This window comes from Salinilacihabitans rarus (assembly GCF_024296665.1).
Classification (GTDB): Archaea; Halobacteriota; Halobacteria; order Halobacteriales; family Natrialbaceae; genus Salinilacihabitans; species Salinilacihabitans rarus.
The window spans coordinates 2,115,765-2,131,422 of sequence record NZ_CP100762.1; the positions used below are offsets into that span (position 1 = coordinate 2,115,765).

The following is a 15,658-nucleotide window of genomic DNA, read 5'->3' on the forward strand; positions in this document are numbered from 1 at the left end:
CTCGCGACCGTCCTCACAAAAGCTGGACCAAAAGCCGTAGTCGAGGAGCCTACGCGACCTCGAACTCGATCGCCGCGCCCTGCCCGAAGCCGACACAGAGCGTCGCCAGACCGCGGCCGCCGCCGCGCTGGCGCAGTTCGTGGATCAGCGTCACGGGCAGGCGGGCGCCGGAGGCGCCGAGCGGGTGGCCGAGCGCGATGGCGCCGCCGTTGACGTTGAAGATGTCGGGGTCGATCCCGAGTTCGTCGCGGCAGTAGACCGTCTGGCTGGCGAACGCCTCGTTGAGTTCGACGAGGTCGTAGTCGTCGATCTCGCGGCCGGCGCGTTCGAGCAGGCCGCGCGTCGCCGGCACCGGGCCGATCCCCATCACGGTGGGGTCGACGCCCGCGACGTTGTTCGAGCCGACCTCGGCCAGAATTTCGAGGTCGTGTTCCTCGGCGAACGCCTCGCTGGTGACGAGGACGGCGGCGGCGCCGTCGGAGATCTGTGAGGCGTTGCCCGGCGTCACGGTGCCGTCGGACTTGAAGACCGTCGGCAGCCCCCCGAGCGTCTCGAGGTCGGTGTCCCGACGGATGCCCTCGTCCTCGGTGATGGTCCCCTCGTCGGTCTCGATCGGGACGATCTGGTCCTCGAAGCGGCCCTCGTCGGTCGCCGCCGCGGCGCGGTGGTGGCTCCGGACGGCGTACTCGTCCTGTTCCTCGCGGGAGATGTCGTACTCCTCGGCGACCTTCTCGGCGGTCATCCCCATCTGGAGTTCGCCGACGTTGTACTCGCTTGCCAGCCGGGGGTGGAGGACGGAGTAGCTATCGCCCATCGGGACCCGCGACATCGACTCGACGCCGCCGGCGATGATGCAGTCGCGCTGGCCCGCCCGGACCGCGTCCGAGGCGGAGATGATCGCCTGCATCGAGGAGGCACACCAGCGGTTGATCGTCGTCGCGGGCACCGACTCGCCCAGATCCGAGAGGAGGGCGATGACCCGCGCGAGGTTGTTGTCCTGCTCGTCGCGCTGCTGTGCACAGCCCCACATCAGGTCGTCGACCTCGTCGCCCGAGAGGCCGGCCTCGGTGAGAATTTCGTTCACGAGCGGGGTCGAGAGGTCTTCGCTTCGCACGTCGGCGAAGACGCCGTCCTCTTTCCCCTGTGGCGTTCGCACGGCCGCGGCGATAACGGGTGTCTGTCCCATACGCCGGCAATCGTCCCTCACGAACATAAATGACTGTCAAACTCGCGGGGACGCGGGGGAAGTTTACCGGACTGCGTCCGACCGAACCCGGCGACCGCGCTCGGTGAAAGGCGCGTTTCACCTTGGGGAGGGGCCTTATGACTGTACGCCGTCGGTGAACGTATGCGCGGACGAACCACCACGATCGCAGTCGTCTTCTCGGCGCTGCTCGTCGGCGCGGCAGTCGGGGCCGCCGCCGGCGGGCTGTTCGCCGGCGACGGAACCGCCAGCGTGCCAAGCGGCGACGATCACACCCAAACCGAATCGACCGACTGGACCGAACGGACGGACGCCGCGACCCTCGAAACCTTCGAGTCCGCCGCGGCGTTCGAGGAGTACTTCGAGCGGAACGGCCCGTCGACCCACGTCCGCTTCCAGACCGGCGGCCCGGACGCCGCCGTCGAGGAGGAGGTCGCCGAGGACGCGGGCGACGCCAGCGGCGACGGCGCGAGCGTCACGACGAGCGCACTCGCCGGCGACGACGTCCGCAGTTCCGAGACGAACGTCCAGGTGGCGGCGCTCGACGAACCCGACGCGCTCAAAAACGACGGCGAGACGGCCTACTACGCCAACCACCGGTTCCACGCCCGCTCGGGCGAGACGGCCGTACTCGACCTCTCGGACCCCGCCGACCCGGAGGCCGTCGCGACCATCCCGGCGACCGGCCAACTGCTGCTCGCCGACGACGTCCTCGTCGTCCTCGACCACGACCGGGCGTACGGCTACGACGTCAGCGACCCGAGCGACCCCGATCAGGTGTGGGCCGAGGACCTGGAGGCGCGCCTCGAAACCGCCCGCCTCCACGAGGACGGCTCGCTGTACCTCGTGCTGGTCGACCACCCGAGCGACGACCCGTGCCCGATCGAACCGTACGGCGACGCGGCGATCGAGTGCACCGACGTCCGCCGCCCCGCGGCCGACGCCGACGGCGACGCCGTCTACACGGCGGCCCGCGTGAACCCCGAGACCGGCGCCGTCGAGGACTCGACCAGCGTCGTCGGCACGGCCCGCCACTCCGCGACGTACGTCTCCGAGGGCGCCATCTACCTCTCGTACACGTGGTCGGCCTCCGACTACGAGGTGCTGTCGGGCTACCTCCTCGGACCCGGCTCCGACCACCTCGACGCGACGTCGCGCGAGCGCCTCGAAGCCCTCGACGACTACGACATCTCCGAGCGCGCCAAGGAGGTCGAGATGCGCCAGATCCTCGACGACTGGCGTGCCGGCCTCGACGAGGACGAGCGCCGCGAGGTCGAACGCGAGTTCGAGGAGGGGCTGAAGGCGTACGCGAGCGAGCACCAGCGGGACCTCTCGCGGACCGGCGTCGTCCGCGTCTCGATCGACGGCGCCCTCGAACCGACCGCCTCGGGCGAGGTGCCGGGCGTCCCGCTGAACCAGTTCTCGATGGACGAACACGAGGACCACCTCCGGATCGCGACCACCATCCCGCGGACCCACGGCGCCGACTCCGTCAACGACGTCTACGTCCTCGACTCGAACCTGGAGGTCACCGGCGAGGTGCAGGGCCTCGGCGAGGACGAGCGCATCTACTCGGTGCGCTTCGAGGGCGACGAGGGCCACGTCGTCACCTTCCGCGAGATCGACCCGTTCTACACGCTCGACCTCTCCGACCCGACCGACCCGCGCGTCGAGGGCGAGTTGAAACTGCCGGGCGTCTCGGAGTACCTCCACCCGCTGGAGGAGGACCTGATCCTCGGGATCGGCCAGGAGGACCGCAAGGTGAAGGCGACGACGTTCGACGTGAGCGACCGCGAGAATCCGGTCGAACTCGAATCGGTGATCCTGGAGGACGAGCACTTCTCCGAGATCGCGCGCAACCACCGCGCGTTCCTGCAGGACGGGCGCCACGAGGTGTTCTTCCTGCCCGGAACGGAGAACAGCTACGTGTTCGGCTACGCCGACGGCGACCTCGAAGAGGTCGCCCGCGTCGACGTCGGCGGCCCCGGCGTCCGGGCGATGTACGTCGGCGACTACCTCTACGTCGTCGGCGAGGAGCAGGTCGTCGTCCTCGACGAGACGACGTGGGAGGAAGAGACCCGCGTCGACCTGTAGCGCGGCCGCCGCCTGCGATCCCGCGGGGAGCAACCCTTTTGCCGCCCCTGTGACAACGAGCGGGCATGACAGACGACGCGGACCCCGGCACCGATCGCGAGACCGGAACCGAGGCCGCTTCCGATCCCGACCGCGGCCGCGACGCGAACGACGCGAGCGAGACGGCCGCCGCGGCGGAGGCGGCGGACGACGGGGCCGGGGACGACGGCCCGATGCCGGGCGTACCCGACCCCGACCCCGACCCCGACCCCGACGCCGTCGACGAGGACGAGATCCCCGAGGACGTGCGCAAGTACGCCCGCTTCAAGAAGATGGACGGCGCGCAGTACGACCGGGTCAACGAGTTCCTCCGCGAGCGGACGTACATCACGGCCCGCGAGTGGGCCATCGCGCGGCTCTGTTCGGACTTCCGGACCGAGACGGGCGTCGAGATGACCAAGATCGGCGAGAACCTGCCGGAACTCGTCCCGTTCATGACCGACACGTACACGCCGCAGGCGGTCAACCAGGCCCGCTCCTCGTTCGAGGAGAAGGTCCGGAAGGCCGGCGCGACGTTTCTCTACGGGGCGATGTGTGACTTCTTCACCGCCGAGGAACTCGACGACGTGATGTACGAGGCCACCGAGGTCGCCAAGTTCCTGCTGGAGGTCGAGGGCGTCGACCTCTCCGTCGAGGAGGAACTGGAGTCCGAGGAACGCATCTCCAGCGTGATGCGCGAGGTGCGCGAGGCGAGCAGGGAACTGCGCGAGGACGAGGACGAGGACGAGGACGAGGGCGAGGACGACTGACGGCGGTCACGCCGACTCGGGATCGTCCCCGGCGTCTTCCCCGTCCCCGAAGAACGAGTCGGGTTCCTCGTGGGAGAACGTGACCACGCGCCGGCGCGAGAGGGGGCGGACGTAGGCGTGGACGACCCCGCGCTGGGAGGCCAGCCGCCGCAGTCGCTCCGTGTCGGACGGTCGGTAGTGGAGCGGAACGAACACCGCTCGCTCGCTCGCTTCGTCGCGCTCGACGACGAGGACGAACGCCGCGCCGCCGCGCTCCGCGCGGAAGGTCTCGTACGACGACGCCGCGAACCCGTCGTCGAGGAGCGACTCGAGCGCGTCGAACTCGTCGTCGGGGACGAGGACGTCGAACCCGAGGCGGTCGACGTCCGGATCGGGCGCGGGATCCGCATCCGCCCCCGCGTCCGCGTCGCCGTCGCCCTCGTCGCCGCCGAGCGTCGGTCGGTCCAGCGGGCCGGGCTGTGGCGCCACGTCGCCGGGGTGCAGTTCGAGCACGTCCCAGCCGGATTCGCGGTACGCGTCGGCGGTCGCGGCGACGTCGTCGACGAACGCCTCCCAGAACTCGAGGACGGCGTCCGGCACTCCCTGGCCGTTCATGTCGGTGTCGGGTGTCCCGACCGACAAAAGCCTTCGCTTCCGCGATGAAAAATAAAGATATTAGTCCACGCGTCAGCAACGAGGGGCAGTGACGTCGTTACTCTCTCTCGCCGACCTCCAAACTTACTTTCGAACGGACCGAGGAACGGTGAAGGCGGTCGACGGAGTCGACCTGACCGTCCGGGAGGGCGAAACCGTCGGACTGGTCGGCGAATCGGGCAGCGGGAAGAGCGTGACCGCGCTCTCGGCGATGCAACTCGTCGAAGAGCCGGGGGAGGTCGTCGGCGGGGAGATCACGTTCCACGACGACGACCTCGCGGCCGAACTGACCGAGCGGTTCCCCAAGCGCGCCCCGGAGTTCGTCGACCGCGACGCGGGGACCGTCGACCTGACCCGGGCGCCGGAATCGGCGATGCGACGGATCCGCGGCGGGGAGATGAGCATGATCTTCCAGGACCCGATGACCTCGCTCAACCCCGCCGTGACCGTCGGCGAACAGGTCGCGGAAAGCCTCCTGCTCCACCAGTACGACCGCCAGCGCGAGGACAACTGGTGGAACGCGGTCCGCGAGATCGCTCCGTCGCTCGGCCGCAACGAGACCGAAGAGCGGGCGCTCGCCGACGCTGTCGACATGCTGGAGCAAGTCGGCATCCCGGAGGCGGAGTCGCGGATCGACCAGTTCCCCCACGAGTTCTCCGGCGGGATGCGCCAGCGGGTACTCATCGCCATCGCGCTCGCCTGCCGGCCGGACCTGCTCATCGCCGACGAGCCGACGACCGCGCTCGACGTGACGATCCAGGCGCAGATCCTCGAACTTATCAACGAGTTGCAAGAGGAGTTCGGGATGTCCGTCCTCTTCATCACGCACGACCTCGGCGTCGTCGCCGAGACGTGCGACCGCGTCGCCGTGATGTACGCCGGCGAAATCGTCGAGGAGGGCCCCGTCGAGGAGATATTCTACAACCCCTCGCACCCGTACACGTACGCGCTGCTCGAGTCGATCCCGACCGAGGACAAGGACCGACTCACGCCGATCGAGGGGAACGTTCCCGACCTGATCGATCTCCCCGAGGGGTGTCACTTCGCCGACCGGTGCCCGTGGGCCGAACCCGCCTGCCGCTCGGAGGTCCCCTACCTCCAACACGGCCCCGAGGACGTCGATCACCGCGCGAAGTGTATCCTCGAGGACTTCGACGAGAGCGTCTACGCGGCGGACCTCGAGAGCGTCAGCGCCCGTACTGAAGCGACGTTCGACGAGACGCTGCTGTCCGTGTCGGATCTGAAAAAGCACTTCTCGAAGGCCGAGGGCCTGCTCGATCGCTGGCTGGCGGACGAGGTTCCGACGGTCAAGGCCGTCGACGGCGTCAGTTTCGACATCTACGAGGGCGAGACGCTGGGGCTCGTCGGCGAGTCCGGGTGCGGGAAGTCGACGACCGGACGGACCCTCCTCAGGTTGCTCGAACCGACCGACGGCACCGTCGTCTTCTCCGGGATCGACCTCGCGGACCTGGAGTCGACGGAACTCCGCGAGATGCGAAAGGACGTCCAGATGATCTTCCAGGATCCGATGTCCTCGCTCGACCCGCGGATGACCGTCGCGCAGATCGTCAGCGAGCCGCTGAAGATCCACGGCCTGCCGGAGGCGGACCCCGACGACGACCGCCCGCAGAACGAGCGCCGCCAGGACCGCATCGACGAGTTGCTCGAGGCGGTCGGCCTGGACGTCTCCCAGCGCGATCGGTACCCCCACGAGATGAGCGGCGGCCAGCGCCAGCGGGTCGGCATCGCACGTGCACTGGCGGTCGATCCCGACTTCATCGTCGCCGACGAACCGGTGTCGGCGCTCGACGTCTCCGTGCAGGCCCAGATCATCAACCTGCTGGAGGACCTCCAGGAGGAGTTCGACCTGACCTACCTCTTTATCGCCCACGACCTCTCGGTCGTTCGCCACATCTCCGACCGGATCGCCGTAATGTATCTCGGCGAGATCGTCGAGGTCGGTCGGACGGACGAACTCTTCGAGGACCCGAAACACCCGTACACGCAGGCGCTGCTCTCGTCGGTGCCGGAGCCCGACCCGCGGGCCGACGCCGATCGCATCATCCTCGAAGGCGACGTGCCGAGTCCGATCGATCCGCCGTCGGGCTGTCGGTTCCGCACGCGCTGTCCGAAGGTCATCCCGCCGTCGGACCTGGACATCGAGCAGGCCGCCTACCGGGAGGTGATGAACTTCCGCGAGCGCGTCGAGTCCGAGTCCATCGCCGTCGACAGTTACCGCCCGGCGCCGGACGCCGAGGAACCGGTCGAGGCCGTCGCCGACGGCGGTCGAACGTCGGTTGAGCAGGCGATCCTCGATCGGTTCTTCGACGAACCGTTGCCCGGGTCCGTCGAGTCGGTCGTTCGCGAGGCGATCGATCACGTCCTCGCGGATGAGTGGGAGCGAGCGGCGGCGGTGCTCCGCGAGCGGTTCGAGTCGGTCTGCGAGCGCGCACACCCCGATCTCGGCGACGACGCGCACCCGGCGGCGTGTCACCTGTACGAGAACTGACCACGAACGGGTTGCCGCCAAACCGAGGGTTTTTCGTTACTATTATAGCATTCCTGCGGTACGGTATTGTATGGCACGGGAGACAATGGTGGATCGACGACAGTTCCTCACTGCTACTGGAAGCGCCGCAGCCGCGGTGTCCTTCGCCGGGTGTATCGGCGGTAGCGACGATGGAGACGACGGTGACGACGGTGGCGACGGCGGAGACGGCGGAGACAGCGGAGACGGCGGAGACGGTGCCGACGGGGAGAGCCTCCTCGTCTACGGGCGCGGCTCCGACTCGTCGACGCTCGACCCCCAGGCGACCAGTTCCGGCGAGGACGCCAAAGTCACCAACCAGGTGTACGACAAGCTCGTCCACTTCGAGCCCGGCGAGTCGACGCTCGTCGAAGGGCTGGCCTCGGAGTACGGCCTCGAGGGAACGACGACGACGCTGACCCTCCGCGAGGGCGCCTCGTTCCACAACGGCGACGAGATGACCGCGGAGGACTTCGTCGCGACCTACCGACGGTTCGTCGACGAGGAGTACGACTACTTCATCGGCGACGACCAGTCGTTCTACGGGCCGTACCTGTTCGGTCCGGTCGAGTCCGTCGAGGCGACCGGCGACTACGAGATCCAGATCGAGCTGTCGAAGCGGTACGCGCCGTTCCTGCGCTCGCTCGCGGTGTTCGCGATGGCCGTGCTCCCGAAGAGCGAGATCGAGAACGACCACGACTTCGGCGAGGAGCCGATCGGGACCGGCGCCTTCGAATTCGACGAGTGGGACACCGGCAACCAGCGCATTCGCCTCTCGGCCAACGGCGACTACTGGGGCGAGACGCCGAAGGTCGACGAGGTCGTCTTCGAGGCCGTCGATCAGAACTCCACGCGCGCCCAGTCGCTCGACGCGGGCGAACTCGACATCATCGACGGCATCGGCGCCGCGCAGGCCGACGTCATCGATGGCTCCGGAAACGCGTCCCTCGAGCGCACCTCCGGGATGACCGTCGGGTACATGGCGTTCAACATGGCCCGCGTCGAGGAGTTCCGCGACAAGCGCGTGCGCCAGGCGATCAGCCACGCGATCAACACCGAGGCTATCGTCGAGAACATCTACCGCGGGCTGGCGATTCAGGCCAGCCACCCGCTGCCCCCGACGGTGATGGGGCACGACGATAGCATCGATCCCTACGAGTACGACCCCGAACAGGCGCAGGAACTGCTCGACGAAGCCGGCGTCAGCGACCTGTCGTTCGAACTCGCGACGATGACCAACCCGCGTCCGTACTTCGCCTCGCCCGTTCAGACGGCCGAGACGGTTCGGTCGAACCTCGCCGAGGTCGGTATCGACGTGGAGATCAACGAGCAGTCGTCGTGGGACGGCTACCTCGAGTACACCGCCGAAGGCAAACACGACGCCTGTTTCCTCGGCTGGATCTCGGACAACGCGGACCCGGACAACTTCTACAGCCCGCTGCTCCACCCGGGCATCTCGGCCGACGAGGTGCCGGACGGTCAGGACTGGGTCAGCTTCGACACCGAGGGGTACAACGACGGGAACCGCTCGGGATGGGCGAACACGGAGTTCATGGAACTCGTCGACGAGGGACAGAAGACCTACGAGGAGGGCGAGCGCGAGGAGATGTACCTCGAAATCGCCCAGATCGCCCACGATGAGGCGCCCTGGGTCTACATCACCCACACCGAAGAGCTCCGCGGCATTCACAACCGCGTCGACGGCTACGTGATCGAGGCCATCGGCGGTCCGTTCCTCGAACTCGTCGAACTCCAGAACTGAAAGCAAAAACGATCCACTTTTACGCTGGCGGCAAGCCAAATAATGATAATGATTAGCAGGCGGTTCTTGCTCAAGCGTTTACTGCTCCTCATCCCGGTCCTGCTCGGCGTGGCGACGTTCGTCTTCGCCATCCTGCACCTCTCGCCGGGGAATCCGGCCCGGACGATCGCCGGGGAGCGAGCGTCGGAGGAGTTCGTGCGCCAGATCGAGAACGACCTCGGGCTGAACGACCCGATCTACGTCCAGTACGGCCGGTTCCTGTTCGACGCCGTGCAGTTGGACTTCGGGGAGTCTTACACCATCCGCAGGGGGACGCCGGTGAGCGACGTGCTCAAGTCGCGGTTCCCCGTCACGCTGGAACTCGCCATTCTGGGTCAGATCGCCGGCATCTGCTTTGGCATTCCGCTGGGAATCCTCAGCGCCGTCAAGCAGGACTCGCTGACCGACCACCTCACGCGGATCGGCGCGCTGTCGGGGATCAGCGTCCCCATCTTCTGGAGCGGACCGCTGCTGATCCTGCTGTTCGCACAGTGGCTGGACCTGTTACCGACGAACGGGCGGATCGCCAGCCAGTACTCCGTCGAGTCGGTGACGGGGCTGATCACGGTCGACACGCTCCTCGCCGGGGACCTGGCGGCGTTCCAGTCCGCCGTCCACCACATGTTGTTGCCGTCGCTGGTCATCGGCATCTACTCGATGGCGCTGATCTCGCGGATGATGCGCTCGTCGATGCTCGAGGTGATCAGACAGGACTACATGCGAACCGCCCGCGCGAAGGGACAGGGGGCGAAGATCACCGTCATGAAACACGGCTTCCGGAACGCCCTGATCCCCGTCGTCACCATCATCGGCATCCAGTTCGGTTCGCTGCTCGGCGGCGCCGTCCTCACCGAGACGGTGTTCAACATCACCGGCATCGGCCGGCTACTCGTCGACGCGATCAGCGTCGGCGACTACCCGCTGGTACAGGGGACCGTCCTGCTGTTCGCGTTCCTGTTTACGCTGGTGAACCTGGGCGTCGACATCACCTACTCGATGCTCGATCCGAGGATCGAACAATGAGCTCCGAAACTACCTCTCAACACACGGACCGGGACCAGTACCGCCGGGGGTTCTTCGAGCGGCTTCGCCAGTCGCCGTTTCTCTCCGAACTGCTGTCGAACAGGCTCGCCCTGTTGGGACTCTCGATCATCCTCTTCGTCGCGCTGATCGCGATCCACGCGCGACTCACGCTCGACCTCGAGGCGATCAAGGCCACCCAACTCGGGACGAACCCGTCGATGGTGGGGCCCTGCGGCGAGTCGGGCGTCATCGACGCGATCCAGAGCGCCGGATCGTGCGCGCACCCGATGGGAACAGACCTGCAGGGTCGGGACATCTTCGACCGCGTCCGGTACGGCGCGTGGCTGGCGCTGAAGTACGGCACGATCACGGTCGGCGCGTCGACGGTTCTCGGGGTCGGCCTCGGAATCATCGCCGCCTACTACGGCGGCTGGATCGACAACCTCGTCATGCGCACGATGGACGTGCTGCTGGCGTTTCCCAGCCTGCTGCTCGCGCTCGCGCTGGTGGCAATCTTCGGCGCCGGCCTCTGGAAGGCCGTCATCGCGCTCACGCTCGTCTACACGCCGCGGTTCGCCCGCGTCGTCCGTGGCGCCGCGCTGAAGGTCATGGAAGACGAGTACATCGACGCCACCGTCGCGCTCGGCGCTCGAGACGGACGGATCCTGCTCAGGCACGTCCTGCCGAACTCGATCGCGCCGATCACCGTCCAGAGTACGCTGAACTACGGGCTGGCGATCATCGACATCGCGGCGCTGTCATTTCTCGGCTTCGGGGCCAGCGCCGGAACGCCGTCGTGGGGGGCGATGCTCACGAACGGCGTCGAGCAGGGGTTGCTCTCGGGCCACTGGTGGTGGTCGTTCTTCCCCGGCTTGCTGCTCGCGCTGACGGTCCTCGGGTTCAACCTGCTGGGAGACGGGATGCGCGACGCGCTCGACCCGCGGATGCGCGAAGCCGTCGACTGATCGCATGGATCGGTCGCGCTCGACCGCGTCCGCGGAACCGACCCGCCCCCCGTGGGGCCGTCTGGGGGGCGTCTTCGTCGCCGGCGGCGCCGCCGGTGCCGCCATCGCGCTCGCGTTACTTCCGCAGCGCGGGCCGCAGGAAGCGACCAGCACGGCGTTCGCACTCGGCGCGCTGATCTTCGGCGCCGCGCTGCTGGGCTGGACGGCCGCCGTCGTCGGGGGTCGCGGTCTCGAGACGACGTACGAGTCCGTCGAGACGGAGAGCCAGTTCACCGAGGCGGGCGCCAGACGGGCCATGCTGTTGCTCTGCGCGCTCGGCCTCGGGGGAATGGTCGGCGCGTCGGTTATCTCCGCGGTACTTACCTAACGCCGGCGAGTCGCGTTCGGGACCTCACTCGCCGCGCTCGCCCGCGAACGTGCCGACCCGTTCGACGACCGCCTCCCGGTCGCCGACGAGGGCCGCCTCGACCGCCTCGCGGACGCGGGCCGGGTCGGCCGGCCCGCCCGCGGCGGCGACGCTCCCCACGGTGTCGGGGTCGAACGGGACGTCGAGCGCGGCGTAGACCGTGTCGAGGACGGCCGCGAGTTCCTCGCGGGCGTCGACGAGCAAGACGCCGGAGGCGACCGCGGCGTCGGAGCGCACCCGCTGGGCGATGCCGACGACCTTCCCGCCGGCGGCGCCGCCCGCCGACAGCGAGTGCGCCCCGGGGCAGAACGAGTCGTCGGGTTCGCCGCGCTCGGGGGCGACGCCGAGGGCCCGGAGGGCGGCCTCGACGTCCGCCGACAGCCGCTCGTAGCGCTCGTCGGTCCCCCGCCGGAAGTCGGCGACGGGTTCGGCGCGGGCGAACGCCAGCGTCGTCTCGCCGTCGTAGGCGACCGCCCGGCCGCCGACGTCGCGCTCGACCGGCGTGAAGCCGCGCTCGGCGGCGGCCTCGCGGGCGCGGTCGTACCCCTCGCGGCGGGCGTCGCGCCGGCCGAAGGCCACCTGCCGGTGGGGCGCCCACACCCTGACCGCCCGCTCGCCGCCCGCCGCGACGTCGAGCAGTCGGGCGCTCGTCGCGCGGTCGGCTTCGATCGTCGCGCCGCGACCCCGGAAGACGCGCATGGCCGACGTTGGTCCCGACGCCCCTAAACCTCCCCGGCCCGGAGTGGCGGACGATGGCCGTCACCCTCGACGAATCGGTTCTGGGACGGTACGAACGGTTCTCGCTGTACAACTCGCCGTACGCCGCCCACGACCGCGGCTGCGCGATCGACCTCTATCCCGGCACCCTCCGGGACGGACGGACGACCGCGGCGCCGAGTCCGGTGTCGGGGACCGTCCGCGAGACGCTGACCGTCCGCGCGCCGCCAAAGCCCTACGCGCCGGAGCACGACCACCTGCTGCTCATCGAGTGTGACGCGCCCGCGGCCGTCGAGGGGCGCATCGCGCGGGTGCTGCACGTCGAGCCGTCGGTCGAACCCGGCGCGTACGTGAGCGCCGGGGAGTCGCTCGGCCGCCTCGTCCGCGCGGGCTTTTTCGCCCCGTGGGTCGACAACCACCTCCACGTCGGCTTCCGCGACCCCGACCGGAACCTCCGGCGTGCGTCGGGGTCGCTCCCGATCGACCTCGGCGTCGACGTCCGGCCGCTCGCGTGGGACGGGACCGGGACGGTCGTCGAGACCGGCGAGACGTACGCCGTCCTCGACGCGCCGGCGCACCCGAACCCCGGCCGGGAGTTCGTCGGCGTGTGCGCCGACGAGGGTGGCGTCCTCGACGGCGGCCTGCCGCACTACGACGGCGGCGGCCTGCTCGGCGGCCGGGACGGCCCCGTCCGGCTGAACGGCGACCGACTCGGGGTGGCAGACGGCCGGACCGTCGCGTGGGACGACGTCGTCGTGCGGGCGAACGGCGAGGCGATCACCGGGCTGTCGTTCTTCTGTGCTCGCGACGCCGACTTCGGCGCGAAGCTGATCCGTCCCGAGGCGTCGTTCGCGGTCGGCGACGAACTCCGGGTGCGCGTCGAGCCGCGGTGACGGCCCGAGCGCCCGGCGCCGGGCGCGACAAGAAAGCCAACGGGAAACCGCGGACAAACGCAGAGCACAAATCCGTGGCCCTCTCACACGGTCGTATGACCGACGAGGACGGAGACGAGTTGACAGCCCACCGCGACCTCCTGCAGGGGTACATCGACGAGAACCACGAGTTCCTCTCCTGGCTCGGAACGACCGTCGAGCACGTCGGCCCGGGGACGATGACGATGGCGATCCCCTACGACGACAAACTCACGAACTCGCGGCCGACCGGCCGCGACGGCCGCCCGGACATCCACGGCGGCGTCGCCGCGACGCTGATCGACACCGTCGGCGGCCTCGTGTTGCGGACCGCGTTCGACGACCCCTCCTCGGGGGGCGTCGCCACGATCAACCTCAACGTCAACTACCTCCGGCCGGCGACGGGCGACCTCGAGGCGACCGCCGACGTGATCCGCGCGGGCACGAGCGTCGGCGTCAGCGAGATCACCGTCGAGAGCACGACGCCCGACGGCGAGACCCGCGAGGTGGCGACCGGTCAGGGCGCCTATCGCCTGTTCCGCGAGGGGTGACGGCCCGGCGATCGTCAGGGGTACTCCCGTTTTCGGCGAACGTGTTCGTGGGTACTTCTACGCCGTAGGAATCGGAGATTCCCACTAAGGAGACGTCGGCCGGAGTCGGGCGTACGGTCCCAGCGGCCTCCGTGGACCAAGAGACCACACGTTCCGACCATGACCGACGACCACACCACCGACGATCGGAGCCAGGACGAGAGAGAGCCACTGTTCGCGCGGATTCCGCGCCGCGACTTCGTGAAAGCCGGCGCCGCGACCGGCACGCTCACGTCGATGGCAGGGTGTACCGGCCTGCTCGACGGCGGCGACGGCGCCGCGACCGGCGGATCGGTAGACGCCGACGTGCCACCGGGCGAACACGACGAGTACTACGGAATCCTCTCGGGGGGGCACTCGGGTGAGATTCGCGTCTACGGCATCCCGTCGATGCGCCAGTTGATGCGCATTCCGGTGTTCAACCGCGAGAGCGCCCGCGGCTACGGCTACGACGACGAGACCCGCGAGATGCTCGAGAACGCGGGCGGCTACACGTGGGGCGACACCCACCACCCGCGCGTGAGCCAGACGGACAACGACTACGACGGCCGGTGGGCGTTCGTCAACGACAAGGCCAACGGCCGGATGGCCCGCATCGACCTCACGTACTTCGAGACGGACGCCATCGTCGACATCCCGAACCAGCAGGGGACCCACGGTGCCTGCTGTCTGCTGCCCGACACCAAGTACGTCTTCGGCGTCGGCGAGTTCCGCGTTCCGATGCGCAACGACGGCCGCGACCTCGACGACCCCGACAGCTACACGTCGGTCCTCGCCGCCATCGACCCCGAGACGATGGACGTCGCGTGGGAGGTCGAAGTCGACGGCAACATGGACAACGGCGACGGCGGCAAGGAGGGCCGCTGGTTCTTCGCGACCGGCTACAACAGCGAGGGCGCCGTCACCGAGAGCGGGATGGCCGAGGCGGACACCGACTGGGTGAAAGCCTTCGACGTCCCCGCCATCGAGGAGGCCGTCGACGCCGGCGAGTACGAGGAGATCGGCGGCGTGCCCGTCGTCGACGGCACCCGCGACAGCCCGCTGAACGACGGCGACCGCCCCGTCGTCCGGTACGTCGACGTGCCGAAGAGCCCCCACGGCGTCAGCGTCACGCCCGACGGGCAGTACGCGATCGCCAGCGGCAAACTCGATCCGACGGCGTCGATCGTCGACGTCGAGACGCTCGCCGACGCCGACGACCCCAACGAGGCGGTCGTCGGCCGCCCGCGACTCGGGATGGGGCCGCTACACACCGCCTACGACGGCCGCGGGCACGCGTACACGACCCTGTTCATCGACTCGCAGGTCGTCAAGTGGGACATCGAGGCGGCCGTCGATGCCGAGGCGGAGTCCGAGGACCCGATCGTCGAGAAGATCGACGTCCACTACAACCCCGGTCACCTGATCGCCGCGGAGTCGTACACGGCCGATCCGCAGGGCGACTGGCTGATCTCGCTGAACAAGCTCTCGAAGGATCGGTTCCTCCCCGTCGGGCCGATGCACCCCGAGAACGACCAGCTGATCTACATCGGCGACGACGAGGAGGGGATGCAACTCGTCAAGGACACGCCGGCGTACGCCGAACCCCACGACGCCTCGATCGTCCACAAGAGCAAGCTGGACCCGGCGAAGACCTACGACCCCGCGGACCTCGACCTCGACCCGATCGACTCGGGGAGCATGGACATCGAGCGCGACGACGGCGGGGTGCACGTGAAGATGACCGCCCAGCGCAACGAGTTCGGCTATCAGGACGTCACCGTCCAGGAGGGCGACGAGGTGACGTTCACGGTCACGAACGTCGAGACCTCCGCCGACCTGTTGCACTCGCTTGCGATCCCCGAACACGACATCAACGTCAAGGTCGCCCCACAGGAGACCCGCGAGGTGACGTTCACGGCCGACGAGCCGGGCGTCTACTGGATGTACTGCGGGTTCTTCTGTAGCGCGCTGCACCTCGAGATGCGCTCGCGGCTGCTCGTCGAACCCGCGGAGTGAT

At 68.7% G+C, this 15,658-nt stretch carries 13 protein-coding genes; 10 read left to right on the forward strand and 3 right to left on the reverse strand.

Annotated elements, in window-relative coordinates; genetic code table 11:
- Positions 1-49: 49 nt before the first annotated feature.
- A complete protein-coding gene (locus NKG98_RS11055; RefSeq protein ID WP_254765981.1) occupies positions 50-1,186 on the reverse strand; it encodes a thiolase family protein in 1,137 nt (378 codons plus the stop codon).
- Positions 1,187-1,348: 162 nt separating this feature from the next.
- Here NKG98_RS11055 and NKG98_RS11060 point away from each other — a divergent pair, with 162 nt between their 5' ends.
- Together NKG98_RS11060 and NKG98_RS11065 are read left to right on the forward strand one after the other, a co-directional pair.
- Positions 1,349-3,298 carry a beta-propeller domain-containing protein gene (locus NKG98_RS11060; RefSeq protein ID WP_254765982.1) on the forward strand — a complete coding sequence of 650 codons (1,950 nt, stop codon included), beginning with the start codon at positions 1,349-1,351 and terminating at the stop codon, positions 3,296-3,298.
- Between the two features lie 65 nt (positions 3,299-3,363).
- Positions 3,364-4,086, forward strand: a complete 723-nt coding sequence (locus NKG98_RS11065) for a DUF5806 family protein (protein ID WP_254765983.1) — start codon at positions 3,364-3,366, stop codon at positions 4,084-4,086.
- Positions 4,087-4,092: 6 nt separating this feature from the next.
- Here the strand turns inward: NKG98_RS11065 and NKG98_RS11070 are convergent, their stop codons facing one another.
- Positions 4,093-4,680 carry a DUF7529 family protein gene (locus NKG98_RS11070; RefSeq protein ID WP_254765984.1) on the reverse strand — a complete coding sequence of 196 codons (588 nt, stop codon included), beginning with the start codon at positions 4,678-4,680 and terminating at the stop codon, positions 4,093-4,095.
- Positions 4,681-4,768: 88 nt separating this feature from the next.
- Here NKG98_RS11070 and NKG98_RS19055 point away from each other — a divergent pair, with 88 nt between their 5' ends.
- From NKG98_RS19055 to NKG98_RS11100, 5 genes are all read left to right on the forward strand, one after another.
- Positions 4,769-7,228, forward strand: coding sequence for an ABC transporter ATP-binding protein (locus tag NKG98_RS19055; protein WP_304612836.1), 2,460 nt, complete (start codon positions 4,769-4,771; stop codon positions 7,226-7,228).
- A 70-nt stretch (positions 7,229-7,298) separates the two neighbouring features.
- A complete protein-coding gene (locus NKG98_RS11085) occupies positions 7,299-9,008 on the forward strand; it encodes an ABC transporter substrate-binding protein (protein ID WP_254765985.1) in 1,710 nt (569 codons plus the stop codon).
- Between the two features lie 48 nt (positions 9,009-9,056).
- Positions 9,057-10,070, forward strand: coding sequence for an ABC transporter permease (locus NKG98_RS11090; protein ID WP_254765986.1), 1,014 nt, complete (start codon positions 9,057-9,059; stop codon positions 10,068-10,070).
- Positions 10,067-11,035 carry an ABC transporter permease gene (locus NKG98_RS11095; protein WP_254765987.1) on the forward strand — a complete coding sequence of 323 codons (969 nt, stop codon included), beginning with the start codon at positions 10,067-10,069 and terminating at the stop codon, positions 11,033-11,035. Before NKG98_RS11090 ends, NKG98_RS11095 begins: the two co-directional genes overlap by 4 nt.
- 4 nt (positions 11,036-11,039) lie before the next feature.
- Positions 11,040-11,402 (forward strand): DUF7268 family protein, encoded by a 363-nt coding sequence (locus NKG98_RS11100; protein WP_254765988.1) that lies wholly within the window; start codon positions 11,040-11,042, stop codon positions 11,400-11,402.
- A gap of 24 nt (positions 11,403-11,426) precedes the next feature.
- Here the strand turns inward: NKG98_RS11100 and NKG98_RS11105 are convergent, their stop codons facing one another.
- Entirely contained in the window at positions 11,427-12,140 is a 714-nt protein-coding gene (locus tag NKG98_RS11105) for a lipoyl protein ligase domain-containing protein (protein WP_254765989.1), read from the reverse strand.
- A 53-nt stretch (positions 12,141-12,193) separates the two neighbouring features.
- On the opposite strand from NKG98_RS11105, the gene NKG98_RS11110 reads away from it, so the two are divergent.
- The 3 genes from NKG98_RS11110 to nosZ all read left to right on the forward strand — a co-directional run bounded on the left by NKG98_RS11110 (position 12,194) and on the right by nosZ (position 15,657).
- Positions 12,194-13,051 (forward strand): DUF8155 domain-containing protein, encoded by an 858-nt coding sequence (locus NKG98_RS11110; protein ID WP_254765990.1) that lies wholly within the window; start codon positions 12,194-12,196, stop codon positions 13,049-13,051.
- Positions 13,052-13,146: 95 nt separating this feature from the next.
- A complete protein-coding gene (locus tag NKG98_RS11115) occupies positions 13,147-13,620 on the forward strand; it encodes a PaaI family thioesterase (protein ID WP_254765991.1) in 474 nt (157 codons plus the stop codon).
- Positions 13,621-13,779: 159 nt separating this feature from the next.
- On the forward strand, positions 13,780-15,657 hold the full coding sequence (gene nosZ / locus NKG98_RS11120) for a TAT-dependent nitrous-oxide reductase (protein ID WP_254765992.1): 1,878 nt from the start codon (positions 13,780-13,782) through the stop codon (positions 15,655-15,657).
- Position 15,658 lies beyond the last annotated feature (1 nt).

Excerpts from the sequence above, each read along its gene's own strand:
- nosZ (WP_254765992.1), top strand. The coding sequence starts at position 13,780 with ATGACCGACGACCACACCACCGACGATCGGAGCCAGGACGAGAGAGAG.
- NKG98_RS11085 (WP_254765985.1), top strand. The coding sequence starts at position 7,299 with ATGGCACGGGAGACAATGGTGGATCGACGACAGTTCCTCACTGCTACT.
- NKG98_RS11090 (WP_254765986.1), top strand. The coding sequence starts at position 9,057 with ATGATTAGCAGGCGGTTCTTGCTCAAGCGTTTACTGCTCCTCATCCCG.
- NKG98_RS11100 (WP_254765988.1), top strand. The coding sequence starts at position 11,040 with ATGGATCGGTCGCGCTCGACCGCGTCCGCGGAACCGACCCGCCCCCCG.
- NKG98_RS11115 (WP_254765991.1), top strand. The coding sequence starts at position 13,147 with ATGACCGACGAGGACGGAGACGAGTTGACAGCCCACCGCGACCTCCTG.
- NKG98_RS11070 (WP_254765984.1), bottom strand. The coding sequence starts at position 4,680 with ATGAACGGCCAGGGAGTGCCGGACGCCGTCCTCGAGTTCTGGGAGGCG.
- NKG98_RS11060 (WP_254765982.1), top strand. The coding sequence starts at position 1,349 with ATGCGCGGACGAACCACCACGATCGCAGTCGTCTTCTCGGCGCTGCTC.
- NKG98_RS11055 (WP_254765981.1), bottom strand. The coding sequence starts at position 1,186 with ATGGGACAGACACCCGTTATCGCCGCGGCCGTGCGAACGCCACAGGGG.
- NKG98_RS11065 (WP_254765983.1), top strand. The coding sequence starts at position 3,364 with ATGACAGACGACGCGGACCCCGGCACCGATCGCGAGACCGGAACCGAG.
- NKG98_RS11105 (WP_254765989.1), bottom strand. The coding sequence starts at position 12,140 with ATGCGCGTCTTCCGGGGTCGCGGCGCGACGATCGAAGCCGACCGCGCG.
- NKG98_RS11095 (WP_254765987.1), top strand. The coding sequence starts at position 10,067 with ATGAGCTCCGAAACTACCTCTCAACACACGGACCGGGACCAGTACCGC.
- NKG98_RS11110 (WP_254765990.1), top strand. The coding sequence starts at position 12,194 with ATGGCCGTCACCCTCGACGAATCGGTTCTGGGACGGTACGAACGGTTC.